The organism is Streptomyces sp. NPDC050161 (assembly GCF_044460025.1).
In the GTDB taxonomy this organism is placed as follows: domain Bacteria; phylum Actinomycetota; class Actinomycetes; order Streptomycetales; family Streptomycetaceae; genus Streptomyces.
On sequence record NZ_JBITJM010000012.1, the window covers coordinates 125,526 to 140,698 of the forward strand.

Sequence of the window (15,173 nt, forward strand, 5' to 3'; positions counted from 1 at the left end):
GGCATTGATCAGCGGGTCCGCGCTCACGCTGGCGCCGTGACCCGGCATCGGCCACCCGGCACGACCGCCAACCACACGGGGAGGCAAGGGAATTGGCGCGCAACCAAGAACCCCGCACCGTCGCGGTGGTCGGAGCCGGCGCCTCGGGCACGCTCACCGCGGTCCGCCTGCTGCAACGCGCCGAACGCGAGCGCGTCCCCCTCGGCGTCTGGCTGATCGACCCGGCCAGGGAAGCCGGTCGTGGCCCCGCCTACGGCACGGACGACCCGCGCCACCTGCTCAACGTCCCCGCGGGCGGCATGAGCGCCTTCCCCGATGACCCCGGGCACTTCGTACGCTGGCTCGCGGCGCGGGGCCACCACCCGGCCGGTCGGGACGACTTCGTCCCCCGCATGCACTTCGGCCGCTACCTCTCCGATGTCCTGCACGAGGCCGGCCGGCGCGCCACGCTCCCACGGCTGCACCGGCTGCACGACCGCGTGACGGACGCACGGGCCGACGCGTCGGGGGTGACCCTCAGGCTCCGCGCCCACGGATCACTCCGCGCCGACGCGGCCGTCCTCGCCCTCGGTGTCTTCCGGCCCGGTTGCTCGTGGGCGCCGCCCGACCTGCGCTCCGGCGACCGCTTCATCGCCGACCCCTGGCGGCCCGGCGCCCTCGCCGCGGTCCCGCCCGCCGAGGACGTCCTGATCGTCGGAACGGGTCTGACCATGGCCGATACGGCGGTGACCGTCGCCCGCCACGGCCGCGTCGTGCACGCGGTGTCGCGCGGTGGGCGCCTGCCCCACACCCATCTGGCGCCTCCGGCGGGGCTCCGGACGGCCCCGCCCGACGCCCCTCCCGCCCTCTCCGGGCACAACGGCCTCGCCGCCCTGCGCCGGTCCGCGCTGCGGCACATCGGCGAGAGCCGCCGACGGCACGGAGACTGGCGGGTCGGCGTCGACAGCCTCAGGCCCCTCACCTCGTCCCTGTGGCAACAGCTCTCCCTGGCCGACCGGCGCCGTTTCGTCCAGGAGGACCTGCGGCGCTGGGAAACGCACCGCCACCGCATGGCACCGGACACCGCCGCCGCCCTCCACGAGGCCCTGCGCACCGGCGCGTTGGAGGTCGGACCCGGCGAACCGGCCGACGCGCAGCCCGTACCGGACGGCCTGCGCATCCGGCTGACCTGCGGCCGCACCCTCACCGTAGGAGCGGTGATCAACTGCACCGGACCGCCGTCCCGGGTGCGGGACAACGACGACCCGCTGGTCCGCGCCCTGCTCGCCCGCGGCCTGGCCCGCGAGGACCCCCTCGGCATGGGCCTCGACACCCTGCCGGACGGCCGACTGCACTCCGTCGGCAGCTCAACTGCCGTACCTCTGTGGACACTTGGCGTCCTGCGGCGGGGCACCCTCCTGGAAAGCACCGCCATCCCGGAGATCCGCCACCAGGCACACCATGTCGCCATCGCGGTCCTGCACGCCGTCGCCGGGAGCTGACTCACGATGGGAGTGCACCAACTCGCTTTACAGGCAGGTTTGTTGACGAGCAGTCAGACGTGATCTAGCTGCTCGAAGCCCCCGCGCCGGCCGCCACCGCCGCAGTCAGCGCGCCGCGGACGGCCCGGATGGCGTCCCGTACCGCCGACGCGGCCCACTCGCCATCCGACAGTTCCTTGATGCGGGCCTTGCGGTCGGCGGCGGGTATGTCGTGGAAGACCTTCTTGGACAGGCCGCAGGCATCAATGAGCGCCACCAGCGCGGCCGTTCGCGCCTCCACGGGGCCGCCGGCCATCGCCTGGGCGAGTCGCTCGCGGACCTCGGAGGTGACCTCCGGGTCGCGGTCGGCCCAGTGGGACACCGGGACCAGTCCCAGTACGCGGTGGGTCTCCTCCACCAGCACGCCCTGCTTCGCGAGGCCGGCGAGCAGGCGGGCGTTCACCTCGCGCGACTCGGCCTTCTCCACCCACCACTTGGGCTTGCGCGCCCGCGAGTCGGCCCGGATGCGGGCCGCCAGCGCTTCGACTTCCGGGTGCGCCATGCCCTTGCCGGCCGCATCGCCGGGCTCGTCCACGGCCAGGCGTCCGTCCCGGACACCGGCCTCGCCCCGCAGCGCCAGCTCGATCAGCAGCGCCCCCGCCACCCCCCGGGTCGCCGCGATGCCGTTCAGCAGCTTTCTGCCGTCGGAATCGCGGCCGACCAGCAGGAGTTCCTCCGCCAAGATCAGTTCCATGTCCCCAGCGTATGGCCCTGGACCGACATCGCAACAGTACTTTCCTGTGGGGAAAGAACCTGGTACTTTCCCGTGAGGAAAGCACGTGTACCGGAGAGGGCACAGGGGGCCACATGACCATTCACGACGCGCAGGCCGCACTGGACGACGCCAGGCGCCGCCGCGGGCAGTCCCGCGCCGAGTACCTGCGGTACGGGCTCTCCCTGCCCTACCTCCTCACCGGAGCGCTGATCGTGTTCGCCGCGTTCGCCTCCTTCGACCTGCCCAATCCGTGGGGCGGCGCGGTGCTCTTCCCCTCGCTCGTGCTGCTGGCGGGGACGGTGGCGGTGTACCTGCGCCGGGCGGCCGTCCGGATGCCGCTGACCGGCAAGGACGCGTTCCTCGCGGTGGCGGTCGGGCTGGCCCTGGTGGCGCTCTTCCGGCTGCTGTCGGGCCTCGCGGGCGCCGGCGGCGTACCGGCTCCGCACGCGGTGGCTGCGGCCGTGCTGTGCGTGGCCGGTGTGCTGGTCGCGGGCAGGTGGCGGGCGGTCGCGGTGTCGCGTGCGCAAGGTGAGGGCGAAGGGGCCGGGTCGCGCTGATGGACGACGGCTTCAACGAGTTCCTGCACGTTCCCGCGCGGCTGGCGATCGTCGCGCTGCTGGCCCCGGCGAGCTGGACGGAGTTCGGCTTCATGCGCGAAGCCGTGGACACCAGCGACTCCGCGCTCTCCAAGCAGGTGTCCGCGCTCGCCGCCAAGGGCTACCTGGAGGTCCGCAAGCACAAGAGCATCGGCGGACGGCGCACCCTCGTACGGCTCACGCCCGAGGGGCGGGAGGAGTTCCGGCGGCACGCCGAAGCGCTGGAGCGGATCGCGGCAACTGCCCGCGCACCGCAGGTAGTTGGGCCGGACGGCTGACCTTCGCACCGCACCCGCGTGGGGGCCCGTCTCCCCCGCCGGGGCGCGGGAGACGGGCCCGGGTGACGCGGCGCCGTTCTGGCCGGTTCACACCGGTCGGGACGGCGCCGCGTGCTCACTGCGCGCGGGGCGTCAGATTCCGGACGTCATGACGGTGACCTTCTCCGCATCCGACCACTTGTCGGACTTCCGCTTAGCGCGCTTGCCGTTGCCGCCCGCGTCCTTGTCGGCACGCTTCGCCTCAGTCGCTGCGCGGTCCTGGTCCTTGTTCTTCTTCCCGAACACGGCACTCTCACCTTTCACTGTGGGGATTCCGTTTACCGCCCCTTCCCGTCCCGGAACGCGCTTACTCCAGCTCCCTTCCGGAATCGCACATTCCGCGTTCCTCAAGGGGTGCTCCGCGTTCCGGATTCCCGTGCCCGCCACCCATTAGCCACAGGTCGCTCAGCCCTCAAGAGGCCAACACAAGATTCCGGTGTGACGCTGTTCACAACGTGAAGAAGTTGTTGCTTGTGAGACAGGTCGGGTACGTTTCTAGCCGTTGCCTGACCAGCAACGGTTACACCAACGGGGAGATTACGAGTTTTTCGCAACCCCCCTTTGGTGTGTATTTTAACGGGGAGGGGGGTGAATTTTGCATGCCTTTCGAAGGTGATGTTTCCCTTATTGAGGAAATTGCCGAGCAGGACTTTGACGGTGTGGCGTACGGCGCCTGCACCACCAACACGTTCTCGCTCAGCGACCACGTTGGTAACAACGGTGGCTGGTGCACGCTGACCAAGGAGTGCCAGCCCAACTGCAACTGATGCCACTTCTGTGCGCAAAGTTGCCGCTTACCAATGAATGGGGGTGAACAGACATGGAGAAGCAGGACTTTCTGGGTGCCTACGACGAGCTCGAACTGATCGAGCTCGGCGAGGAGGACGCGCAGGGTGGCACCACCACCCCGGCGTGCGTCGCCACTTCGATCGCGGTGTCCACCGCTTTCTGCCCGACCACCAAGTGCACCAGCAAGTGCTGATGTACTGAGGCGGGCCACGTAGGCCATGGGGTGGGGATCGGTGCATGATCCCCACCCCATGGTGCCAATAGCGTACCGTATCCGCGCGCATCAAAGTGAAAGACCATTGCTCTCTTCACAGAAACTTTACCCAGAATTTGACGACGCGGAACGACGGGAAACTATCGAGCCGTTGTCCGCGTTCGACGACGCCGTACTCGAGATACTCACCGCACCTGCCGGGGCCGGAGAAGGCATTCCGCCCGAGGCAGCTTTGCGCTGGGCATCGGAAAAAGAAGAGTACCCATTCCAGCGCATCATCCGTGAATTGGCCACCCAGGTTTGTCTGCCTGATTTCGTGGCGACGCACGGCGCGCTCTTCGGCGATCCCGACGCCATCACACTACAGCTGCTGACCCGCGTCGAAAACCGTTTGCGCATTTCCTGTACCCGCTCATTGGTCGCCGCGGTCAACGCGGCTTCGGCGAGCGAACAGCTGACCGGCGACACCGGAAACGCGCGCTACCTCGACTTCGTCAACACTTTCACCGCTGAACGGCTGGCCGAAACTTTCCCGCTCCTGCGCTCCGCGGTCGGCCACCTCGTCCGTAACACCGCCGCGGCCTTCGACGAGCTCTGCGCGCGGCTGACCGCGGACCGGCAGGCCATCGCCGAGGCATTCCGCATCGCCCCCGACGACGCCGTCACCTCCATCGGCCAGGCCGACGGTGACGCGCACGCGCACGGCCGCAGCGTGTCCATCCTGACGTTCGCCTCGGGCGCCCGGCTGGTCTACAAGCCGCGCGACATCTCGTGCGAGGCCGCCTACGAGGAGATCGTCGCCCACGTCAACCGCGAAGCCGGCACCAGCCTTCCGGCGGCGCGGGCGCTCGACCGCGGCGGCTACGGGTACGTGGAGTACATCCAGGCCGAGGACGTCTCGGACATCTCCCCGCAGTTCATGAAGTGGTGCGGGGAACTCGCCGCGGTCTTCCACCTGCTGGACGCCCGCGACATGCACTTCGAGAACATCGTCGCCACCCGCCGCGGCCCGGTCCCGGTCGATCTGGAGACCCTGCTGCACCCCTCCCGTGTGCACGTCGGCCCGCGTCCGGAAGCGGACGGCAACGCCTACGACGTCATCGCCCGCTCCCTGTACGGGATCGGCATCCTCCCGCTGGTCATGGCGGGCAAGGAAGAGGGCTCCGGCCACGTCGACCTCGGTTTCCTCGGCGGCGAGAACAAGGGGACCTCCCCCTTCAAGGGGCTGGTCTTCGAGAACCCCTTCACCGACAAGATCAAGGTGGTGCTGCGGGCCGAGGAGTCAGGGCAGCGCAGCACCGTGGTGCAGACGGCCGGCGAAGCGGACATCCACCACCTCGCCGAGCAGATGGCCGACGGATTCGCCGCCACCGCACGGGCGTTGACCCGCGGCCTCGACGCCTGGGCCGCGCACCTGACCCGGCTGGCCGGCGGCATGCGGGTGCGGTACGTGCACAACCCGACGGCGCTGTACGCGCAGAGCCTGCGGATGGCCGCGTCCGCCGCCGCCATGGCCGCCCCCGCCACCAGCCTCGGCCTGCTCAAGCGGATCGCGATCACGTCCAAGACCTCGCACCGCGGCATCATCGTCGCCGAGCTGAAGCAGATGGCCGAACGTGACGTGCCCTACTTCGCGGCCGACGCCACGGACACCGTGCTGTACGACGCCGACGGCAACGACACCGGAGCGCGGCTGCCCGAAACCCCGCTCGCGCGGGCCCTGGCGAAGGCCGCCGAGCTGGACGAAACCGTCATCGAGCAGCAGCTCACACTGCTGTACTCCGCCTTCTGCTCCCGGTTCCCCGACAACCACCTCACCGGAACCGACATCTCACGGGCCGCCCCCGCGGTCTCCCGCGACGGCAGCCTGCACGACGTCGCGCGGCACATCGCCGACCGTCTGGTGACGAGCTGCCTGCCGGACAAGTTCGCGCACCTTCCGCGTACCTGGATCGGTCCGCTGGCCTCCGCGCAGGCGGAGCGGGTCTGGCCGTGCGGGGTGCTCGGCTACGACCTGTACACCGGCCGTACCGGCCCTGCGCTGGCGCTGGCCGCCGCCGGGCGGGTGCTGGACGACGCGACGTACCGCGACACCGCCCGGCAGATCTTCGCCACCAGCGCCGACATACTCGCCGGGCAGCGCTACGAGGAACGCAGCGTGCAGCAGACCGGGCCCGGCGCCTACACCGGCCTGACCGGCCTGCTGTTCGCCCTGGACACGGCGGGCCGGCTGCTGGACGAGCCGGAGTGGATCCGGGCGGCGCAGGACGCCGTCCCGCTGGCCGTGGAACGGATCGACGGCGAGCGGGCCGGTGCCGATGTCATCGGTGGCATCGCCGGCACCGCGACCATGCTCGCCGCCGTCGGCGGGCCGCACGCGCAGCAGGCGCTGCCCGGCCTGACGGCGATGCTGTGCACGATGGCCGAGGAGGGCCGGGGTGCGTGGTTCGAGCAGTCAGGTTTCGCCCACGGCGTCGCCGGAGTGCTGCACGCGCTCAGCGTGCTGCGTCCGCACACCGTCGATCAGGACCTGCGGCGGCGCTCCGACGCGGCCGTCGGTCTGCTGCTCGACCGGCTGGAAGCGTTCCACGACGCCGCGGAGGACAACTGGTTCTCCAACATCGCCACACCGGACCGGTTCTCCACCGGCTGGTGCCACGGCGCCGCCGGTATCTCCCTGGCGCTGCTCGCCTGCGTCGAGCACACCGGTGACGAGCGGGCCCGCGGCCTGCTGGGGCAGGCCCTCGCCAACACCGCGGAGCAGGGCTTCGGCCGCAATCTGACGTGGTGTCACGGGGACCTCGGCAACCACGACGTGCTGGCAGGCGCCGCCGTGCGCCTCGGCGACGCCGAACTGGCCGGACAGGTGGCCGCCCTGGAGGACACCTGGCTGCGGCCCGACGTGTTCCTGCGCAAGCTCGCGGACAACCGCAGCCGGTACGCGCACACCAACAGCATCATGGTCGGCACCTCAGGCGTCCTGCTGCACCTGCTCAACCGGATCGCACCCGGCACCCGGCTCTCGCCGCTGTCGCTGACCGGCGGAGCCCGGGGATGAGCCGGCGCGTACCGACGGTCACGCAGGTCACGCAGACCGAGTGCGGCCTGTGCTGCTGCATCGCGGTCATGCGGTACTGGGGGCGCAGCGAGGACTTCTTCACCGTCCGCCAGGACCTGGAAGCCGGTCGCGACGGCCTGGGCGCCAAGCAGCTGTCCGACTTCCTGCGCTCGCGCGGCATGCAGACAAAGGCGTTCCGCGTCAAGGCCGTTGAGGCGCTGGCGCAGTTCACCTCGCCCGTCATCCTGTACTGGGAGGACTACCACTTCCTGGTCCTGGAGAAGTTCGACGGCCGCGTCGCGACGGTCATGGACCCGGCCGTCGGACGGCGCCGGCTGACCCGCGACGAGCTGGAGGCCGGGTTCAGCGACATCGTCATCGCCGCCGAGCCAGGACCCGGTTTCGTCCGGCAGCGGCAGCAGGCGACGAAGGACTGGCGGACGGTCCCGCTGTTCGCCGAGCGGTCCTTCGCCCGCATCGCGCTGGTCGCCGTGCTGTCGCTCAGCGGCTATCTCGCGGTCCTCGGCATCCCGGCGCTGACGAAATGGGCCGTGGACCGGCAGGCCGACTGGCGGGATCTGAGCGATCTGTCGGTGGTCACCGGCGCGGTGGTGGCGGCGGCCGGCGGCTACCTGCTGCTGTGGCTGATGCGGGTGACGGTCCTCTCCTCGCTGATCGCGGTGATGGGGCGGCACCTGATGTCCCACACCTTCCGCAAACTGCTGTCGCTGCCGTACAAGTTCTTCAACACCCGGCAGCCGGGTGAGCTGCTGTTCCGGCTGAACACCGTCAACGTCGTACGTGACCTGCTGTCCTCGCGGATCGCGCAGGGTGTGCTCGACGTCGGCACCCTGGTGTGCATCAGCGTCTACCTGTTCGTCGTCGAGTGGCGGATCGGGCTGATCGCGACGGCGCTGTTCGCGGTCAACGGCGCGTACCTGTGGGCCACCCGCAACCGCGTCAAGGAAGTCACCGACGCGGAGATCAGCCAGCTGGGCCGGAGCCAGTCGACGCAGCTCGACGCCATCGTGTCGATCCCGACCATCAAAATGGGCGGCTACGCCCAGCAGTTCGCCGACGAGTGGGCCAAGATCTACGGCTCGTCGCTGGACGCCATGAAGAAGCGGATGCGGCTCCAGCAGGGCTGGATCGCCGGTGTCGCCACCACGACGCAGATGTTCGGCCCGATGGTGCTGCTGCTGGCCGGCCTGTACTTCGTCTCGCACGGCGTCGTGTCGCTGGGCTCGGCCATCGCCATCCAGTCGGTGTCCGTCACCTTCTTCTCCATGACGACCTCGGTGTTCCAGATGTTCACCGAGTTCACCGAGGCGTCCCGCTACATGGCCAGGCTCAGCGACATCACCGCGCACGACAGCGAGGACGCCGGCGGGGAGACCCGGCAGCTGGACGACGCCTCGATCACCCTGCACGACGTGCAGTTCCGGTACACGCAGCACGCCGCTCCGGTGATCGACGGGGTGTCCCTGCACATCCCGGCCGGGTCGCGGGTGGCGCTGGTGGGGGCGTCGGGGTCGGGCAAGTCCACGCTCGGCCGTCTGGTCTGCGGTCTGCACGAACCGACCGACGGTGTCGTCGAGTTCGGCGGCCGGCCGATGGCGGACTACGACAAGAACTTCATCCGCCGCCAGATCGGGTACATCCCGCAGGAAGTGCACCTGCACAACCGCACGATCCTGGAGAACCTCACGCTCGGCCAGGACATCCCGCCCGAGACGGTCCGCGCGTACTGCTCCGAAGTGGGCATCCTCGACTTCGTCGAAGCGCTCCCGATGGGCCTGAAGACGCTGGTGTCCGAGCTGGGAGCGAACTTCTCCGGCGGCCAGCGGCAGCGCCTGGCGATCGTCAGGACGCTGCTCCAGAAGCCGAAGATCATCGTGATGGACGAGGCCACCGCGTCCCTGGACACGATCAACGAGCGCCGCGTCACCCAGATCATCGAGGAGTCGGGCGCCACCCAGGTGATCATCGCGCACCGGCTGGCCACCATCAGGAACGCGGACCGCATCTACGTGCTCGACGGCGGGCGCGTGACCGAGCACGGCACCCACCAGCAACTGCTGGACAACCAGGCGACCTACGCGGCCCTCTACGCGGAAACCGACGCCCCCACCTTCCTAGGCGAGACAGCATGAGCCAGACCGAACCGTCCGTATCCGTCCCCGCCTTCCTCCCCTTCTACCTGCGCATCGCCCCCAGGGACGACTTCGCCCGCGCCCTCGCGCCCGTCCTCGACGAGGTGGTGGCGCCGGAGAGCCGCGACACCGTGGTGCACCGGATGTGGGACGTCCTGGTGTGCACCGTCGAGGGCCACAGCTACCGCACGCTGATCGGCGAGTTCCACCAATACCGCGAGGCCATGGGTCTGGCGCCCGACCCCGGCAGCAGCACCGCGCTGGATGCGTTCGCCGCGACGCTGCGGGACACCGCGCAGCAGGACGCGCTGCTGGACCGCTACCCGATGCTCAGGCAGCGGCTGACGACGGTCACCGGCAACATCCTGGCGGCCTGCCGTGAGGTGCTCGACGCCTACCGCGACGACACCCTGGCGCTGAGCGAGGCGTTCGGGCTCGACCCGGCGGGCGAGGCGATCACCGAACTCGAACCGTCCAGCTCGGACCCGCACAACGGCAACCGCCGGGTGGTCTTCCTGACCACCAGCGGCGGCCACCGCCTGGTGTACAAGCCCCGCGCGCTCACCGGGGACGACTTCCTGCGCGATCTCTACCGCGCGGCCGGTGCCCACCTGACGCACCCGCTCGACACCTGCGTACCGGATTCGGTGACCGTCGGCGCGCACGGCTGGCAGCGCTTCACCGCGCCTTCGCCGATGGACGACGCCGGTCAAGTGCCGCGCTACTTCTACCGGTTCGGCGCGCTGACCTGCCTGCTGAGCGCCATCGGGTCGACCGATCTGCACGACGAGAACCTGCTGGCGCACGGCGAGTACCCCTGCGTGATCGACACCGAGACGCTGCTGCGGGGTGACGGCGGCGTGGCGAACGACTCGCTGCCGCACATCCTGATCAACCACATGAAGAACTCGGCGTCGTCGACGATGCTGCTGCCGGTGGAGAACCCGGACTCCGTCATCGACGTCATCATGTCGGGCGCCGGCCTCATCGGGGAGCAGCAGTCGGAGATGCGGGCGCCGACCGTCACCGACAAGCAGAGCGACGCGATCCGGGTGGAGTGGGATCCGATCACCTACGCGCACACCATGAACGTGCCGACGCTCGGCGACGAACAGCTGTCCATCGCCGACCACTTCCCGCACGTGATGGCCGGGTACCGCGACGCCCTGGCGTTCCTGCGCACCGGCGAGGCGGACAAGACGCTGGCGGCCTACCCGGACATCCCCGTACGGTCCGTGCTGCGCTCCACGGAGGTCTACAGCCGCTACCTGGACGCCTCCACGCACCCCAAGTACCTCGTCTCGCAGGCGGAGGCCGACCGGCTGCACGGGCTGCTGAGCCGCAAGACCCAGCTGACGCCCGAGCAGGTCGCCTACCTGCGCCGGACCGAGACGGCTTCGCTGAACGCGGGCGACATCCCGTACTTCTTCACGCACGGCTCGTCGACGGCGCTCGCCAGCGGCAGCAGCCGGCTGCCCGGCTTCTTCAAGCTCTCGGCCCTGGACAACGCGCGGCGCGGGGTGCGCGCCGCCGCGGGGCAGCACGAGCGCTACCACCAGTTCCTCATCGAGGAGTGCCTGGGCGGCGTCGCCACCGACCCGCGTGGCCTGTCGGCGCACGGCGTCTTCGGCGGCGACACGCTGGCCCAGGCCGCCCCGGGCGCCTGGGGATTCGGCATCGCGGAGGTGCTCCGCGATCTGGCGGTCACCGCCGAAGGGCCCGACGGCGCGCAGGCCGGCTGGCTCGGCAGCATCGGCCCCGACCGGGGCGTCTCCACGATCACGCCGGGCAACTACGTCGCCTTCCACGACATGGGCGGCATCACCTCCCTGATGCGCCGCGCGGCCTCGCTCAACCCGCGCCACGCGGCGTCGGCGCAGGCCGCGGACGCCGGTTTCGCCGCGCTGTCGGCCGAGTACCACGAGGTGCTGGAGAAGATGCCGGACTCGGTGTTCTCCGGCCTGGCATCGGTGCTGCTGTCCCGTCCGCACGGCGTCGACGACGACTGGACGGGCAGGCTGATCGGCCTCATGCAGCAGCGCGGCGAGGCGCTGGAGGCGGATGTCTCCAACGGCCCGGCCGGGGTGCTGATGGCCGTGCTCGCCCGCATCGAGCAGGGCCACCGGCACCGGCCCGAGCACGTCGACGCGCTGGTCGAGATGGCCTTCGGCGAGGGACGTCCGGCGCCCGCGGGCGGCGAGATGGAGTTGGCCCACGGCGCGCTCGGCCTGTACTGGGCGAAGGCCCGCGCGGGCCGGGTGCTCGGCGACGAGAAGCTGACCGACGAGGCGTTCGGCTGGCTGTCCGCGCGCCTGGACGCGCACCCTCCGGCCGTCACCGGCTGGTGCAAGGGCGCGGCCGGTGTGCTGGTGGCTGCGGTCGAGATCTGCCGGTCAGCGGGGCGTCCCGACTGGCTCGCCGACGGCCGGCTGGCCGCCCTGGCCGACGCCATGACGGTGCTGGACGAAGGGCCGGTCGAGCTGTCGGTCTGCCACGGCACCAGCGGCGTGGTCCAGGCGCTCGTCGTGGCCTCCCGCGCCACCGGGGACCGCGCGCTCATCGACCGGGCCCGCGCCTACCAGGGCGAGGTCATCGACCGTGCGCGCCGGTACGGCTTCTACACGGGGGCGGCGGGCCGTACGTCGCTCATCGGCTACATGCTCGGCTGGTCCGGTGTCGCCGACACCGACCTGATGCTGGCCGCGCCCGACGCCGGCCACCGGGCGCCCGTCGCGCTGATCGGTTAAGAGAGGCCCGCGTGCGCTATTCGATCACCCTGCCCATCGTCGCGACCCGGCCCGAGCAGGCCGTTCCGTTCGCCAACCTGGTCCGCTGGACGCAGGCCGAGCGGCTCTGGCAGGGCCAGACGCAGGTCATCGACAACCACCACCTGATGAGCTGGCTCGCCGGGATCGGGATCCGCGTCCCGGCGGGCTTCGGCGTGAACCTCACCCCGCTGCGGTCCCCGTACCAGGCGGCGACCGAGGCACGTTCGACCGCCCTGGCCACCGGCTGCGACGTCATCGCCGGATACGGCCCCGGGGGCCCGAACTTCCAGCGCATCCTCCTGGGCAGCCCGTACCGGAGCCCGCTGACCGCCACCCGCGAGTACGTCACGACGGTGCGCACGCTGCTGCGCGGCGAGTTCGCGCAGGCGGAAGGGGAGTACTTCTCGACCCACGCCCAACTGGTGCCCGTCCGCGCCCCGGAGGTACGCGTCGGCGTCGGGGTGCTGCGGCCGAAGATGGCCGCGCTCGCCGGGCAGGTCGCGGACCGTGCGATCACCTGGCTGTGCCCGCCGTCCTACCTGCGTGACGTCCTCGTACCCGAGGTGCGCAAGGGCAGCGCCGCGGCGGGCCGGGATCCGGTGCCGGTCACGGCGATCGTTCCGTGCGCGGTCGCGCGGGACGGCCGCGACATGCGGGACACGGCGTTCGCGACGTTCGGCATGCACCTTCAGGCCGACCACTACCAGGACACCCTCCGGCACGCGGGCATCGAGGTGACCGGTGAACGGGCGGACGCGGACCGGCTGTTCGATGCCGGAGGCTTTCTGTACGGCACCCCGCAGGACATCCGCGACCAGGTGCGCGCGTTCGCCGACGCCGGAGTCGACGAAGTGGTCATCAACGTGATGGGGGTCGCGGCCACGAAGGGCGCCCGCGCCGCCGCCCAAGATCTCGAAGAGATCCTTCACGTGCTGTAGTCCCCCCACAGCAGGCGGGCCCGAGGTGCCGCACGGCCCGCCTGCGAACGAACCGAGTCAATGGGTATTCATGATCGAGATCGAGAATCTGAGCAAGCGCTACGGCGACAGGACCGCGGTCGACGACCTGTCGTTCACCGTCGCCCCGGGCAAGGTGACCGGCTTCCTGGGGCCCAACGGTGCCGGAAAGTCGACCACCATGCGCATGATCCTGGGGCTCGACCGGCCCACGGCGGGACGGGCGTTGGTGGCCGGCAAACCCTACGCACAGCACTCCAGGCCGCTGCTGAAGGTCGGCGCGCTGCTGGACGCCAAGGGCGTCAACGGTGCCCGTACCGCCTACCACCATCTGCTCGCTCTCGCCGCCTGCAACGGCATCCCCGCCGCGCGGGTGCACGAGGTGCTCGACATGACGGGCCTGTCGAGCGTGGCCCGCAAGCGGACCAAGGGCTTCTCCCTGGGCATGGGGCAGCGGCTCGGCATCGCCGCCGCGCTGCTCGGCAAGCCGGAGATCGTCGTGCTCGACGAGCCGGTCAACGGCCTCGACCCCGAAGGCGTCGTGTGGGTACGCGAGTTGATGAAGCAGCTCGCGTCCGATGGCTGCACGGTCCTGGTCTCCTCGCACCTGATGAACGAGATGGCGGTCACCGCCGACCATCTCGTGATCATCGCCAAGGGCAGGCTGCTGGTCGACTCCGCGATGAGCGACTTCATCGTCCAGCACTCCCGGCACAGCGTGCTGACCCGCGTCGCGGACCCCGAGGCCCTGCGGGCGGCGCTGACCGCCGAAGGCATCCGCAGCGAACGCCTTCCCGACGGGCGGCTCGAAGTGCTGGAAGCCGGGGTGGAACAGGTCGGCGAGATCGCGCACGCGCGGCAGATCGCCGTCTACGAGATGGCCGCGCAGAGCGCGTCGCTGGAAGAGGCATTCATGCAACTGACCTCGCAGCAGACCGAGTACCGGGCGACGCTGGAGGGACCGCGATGAGCCACGCCATGCGCGCGGAATGGATCAAGCTGACGAGCCTGCGGACGCACATCTGGTCGCTGCCGGTCTACGTCGTCATCTGCCTCGCGATCAGCGGCCTGATGGGCTGGACCAGCCGGAAGAACACCGGCATCGACCCGGTCGCCCTGGGGTTCTCCGGCCTCCAGAGCGGGATGATCCTGATGGTCATCCTCGGTGTCCTGGCCGTCACCCACGAATACTCGTCGGGCACGATCAAGAGTTCGCTGCTCGCCGTGCCGCAGCGGGGCGTGTACTACGCGGGCAAGCTCGCCACCCTGATGCTCGTGACGGTCGTGCTGTCGGCCGCCACCGCGGCGGTGAGCTTCTTCTTCGTCCAGGGTCTGCTGGGTGAATCCGGCGTCGCGGCGGACGCCGGGATCGTCGGGCGGATGGCGGGGGCTGCCGTCTACACGGCGCTGCTGGTGGCCTTCTCCATGGGCCTTGCGACGGTGCTGCGGTCCAGCACGGTCACGCTCGGCCTGCTCGTGCCGATGTTCTTCATGCTGTCGACGATCCTGAACAACATCCCCGCGACCCGGACGTTCGCGCAGTTCCTCCCGGACATGGCCGGCTCGCTGATCCTGCGCAGGGACCTCCCGCCGGACGCGGTGCTCAACGGCGGGACCGGCCTCGCGGTGCTCGCCGCGTGGGCCGTGGTGACGGTCGGGGCCGGATACGTCACGCTCTCGCGGCGCGACGCCTAGGCGCCATTACGTACGGTGCCGTGTCCTGCCGTGAACGGCGGGTTTCGGAAAGGTGTCTGCGGCTTTTGGTAGCGCAGACACCTTTCGCGCGGGCCGGATGTGTCGTTTTTAACGCTTACCGATCACGCTTGACACGTATTTGCGTGACAGCCGATGATCGCTGTGACTGTTGTGACTTATGTGGCGACAACCCGGGGGGGAAATTGATGGTCAGCACGCCATGTTTATCGGCGAGTTGCGCCCCTCCTGAGGCCACCGCACCGCACGCAGCACCGGGCCGGGCCATGTAGCCCCTCTCCCGCACCGCTGATCCGCACCGGGACCGCCGCCGGCACTCCCGGGTGCCGCACCGTGCCCGCACACCGCGTCCCACGAAGGCAGGACCGCCACGA

13 protein-coding genes are annotated in these 15,173 nt (G+C 70.2%); 11 read left to right on the plus strand and 2 right to left on the minus strand.

The window, feature by feature from the left end:
* The first annotated feature begins 92 nt into the window (after nt 1–92).
* Nucleotides 93–1,481, plus strand: coding sequence for an FAD/NAD(P)-binding protein (locus tag ACIBK8_RS20865; RefSeq protein WP_399043293.1), 1,389 nt, complete (start codon nt 93–95; stop codon nt 1,479–1,481).
* Between the two features lie 64 nt (nt 1,482–1,545).
* Here ACIBK8_RS20865 and ACIBK8_RS20870 read toward each other — a convergent pair whose 3' ends face one another.
* Nucleotides 1,546–2,214: a GPP34 family phosphoprotein gene (locus ACIBK8_RS20870; protein ID WP_399043294.1), complete on the minus strand. Its 669-nt coding sequence runs from the start codon at nt 2,212–2,214 to the stop codon at nt 1,546–1,548.
* Nucleotides 2,215–2,327: 113 nt separating this feature from the next.
* Here ACIBK8_RS20870 and ACIBK8_RS20875 point away from each other — a divergent pair, with 113 nt between their 5' ends.
* Together ACIBK8_RS20875 and ACIBK8_RS20880 are read left to right on the plus strand one after the other, a co-directional pair.
* Nucleotides 2,328–2,792 carry a hypothetical protein gene (locus tag ACIBK8_RS20875; protein WP_399043295.1) on the plus strand — a complete coding sequence of 155 codons (465 nt, stop codon included), beginning with the start codon at nt 2,328–2,330 and terminating at the stop codon, nt 2,790–2,792.
* Nucleotides 2,792–3,109: a winged helix-turn-helix domain-containing protein gene (locus tag ACIBK8_RS20880; RefSeq protein WP_399043296.1), complete on the plus strand. Its 318-nt coding sequence runs from the start codon at nt 2,792–2,794 to the stop codon at nt 3,107–3,109. Before ACIBK8_RS20875 ends, ACIBK8_RS20880 begins: the two co-directional genes overlap by 1 nt.
* A gap of 132 nt (nt 3,110–3,241) precedes the next feature.
* On the opposite strand, the gene ACIBK8_RS20885 is transcribed toward ACIBK8_RS20880, so the two are convergent.
* Nucleotides 3,242–3,394: a hypothetical protein gene (locus tag ACIBK8_RS20885; protein WP_399043297.1), complete on the minus strand. Its 153-nt coding sequence runs from the start codon at nt 3,392–3,394 to the stop codon at nt 3,242–3,244.
* Between the two features lie 209 nt (nt 3,395–3,603).
* On the opposite strand from ACIBK8_RS20885, the gene ACIBK8_RS20890 reads away from it, so the two are divergent.
* The 8 genes from ACIBK8_RS20890 (at nt 3,604) to ACIBK8_RS20925 (ending at nt 14,781) form a co-directional block, all read left to right on the plus strand.
* Nucleotides 3,604–3,915, plus strand: a complete 312-nt coding sequence (locus ACIBK8_RS20890) for a plantaricin C family lantibiotic (protein WP_393686632.1) — start codon at nt 3,604–3,606, stop codon at nt 3,913–3,915.
* A gap of 53 nt (nt 3,916–3,968) precedes the next feature.
* Complete coding sequence (locus tag ACIBK8_RS20895) at nt 3,969–4,130, plus strand: class II lanthipeptide, LchA2/BrtA2 family (RefSeq protein ID WP_393686633.1); 162 nt, start codon at nt 3,969–3,971, stop codon at nt 4,128–4,130.
* Between the two features lie 307 nt (nt 4,131–4,437).
* Nucleotides 4,438–7,209 carry a type 2 lanthipeptide synthetase LanM family protein gene (locus ACIBK8_RS20900; RefSeq protein WP_399043298.1) on the plus strand — a complete coding sequence of 924 codons (2,772 nt, stop codon included), beginning with the start codon at nt 4,438–4,440 and terminating at the stop codon, nt 7,207–7,209.
* Entirely contained in the window at nt 7,206–9,362 is a 2,157-nt protein-coding gene (locus tag ACIBK8_RS20905; protein ID WP_399043299.1) for a peptidase domain-containing ABC transporter, read from the plus strand. Before ACIBK8_RS20900 ends, ACIBK8_RS20905 begins: the two co-directional genes overlap by 4 nt.
* Complete coding sequence (gene lanM / locus ACIBK8_RS20910) at nt 9,359–12,109, plus strand: type 2 lanthipeptide synthetase LanM (protein WP_399043300.1); 2,751 nt, start codon at nt 9,359–9,361, stop codon at nt 12,107–12,109. The genes ACIBK8_RS20905 and lanM overlap by 4 nt, the downstream gene beginning before the upstream one ends.
* A gap of 11 nt (nt 12,110–12,120) precedes the next feature.
* Entirely contained in the window at nt 12,121–13,068 is a 948-nt protein-coding gene (locus tag ACIBK8_RS20915) for an LLM class flavin-dependent oxidoreductase (RefSeq protein ID WP_399043301.1), read from the plus strand.
* Nucleotides 13,069–13,138: 70 nt separating this feature from the next.
* Entirely contained in the window at nt 13,139–14,056 is a 918-nt protein-coding gene (locus tag ACIBK8_RS20920) for an ABC transporter ATP-binding protein (protein ID WP_399043302.1), read from the plus strand.
* Nucleotides 14,053–14,781 (plus strand): ABC transporter permease subunit, encoded by a 729-nt coding sequence (locus tag ACIBK8_RS20925; RefSeq protein ID WP_399043303.1) that lies wholly within the window; start codon nt 14,053–14,055, stop codon nt 14,779–14,781. The genes ACIBK8_RS20920 and ACIBK8_RS20925 overlap by 4 nt, the downstream gene beginning before the upstream one ends.
* Nucleotides 14,782–15,173: the final 392 nt, after the last annotated feature.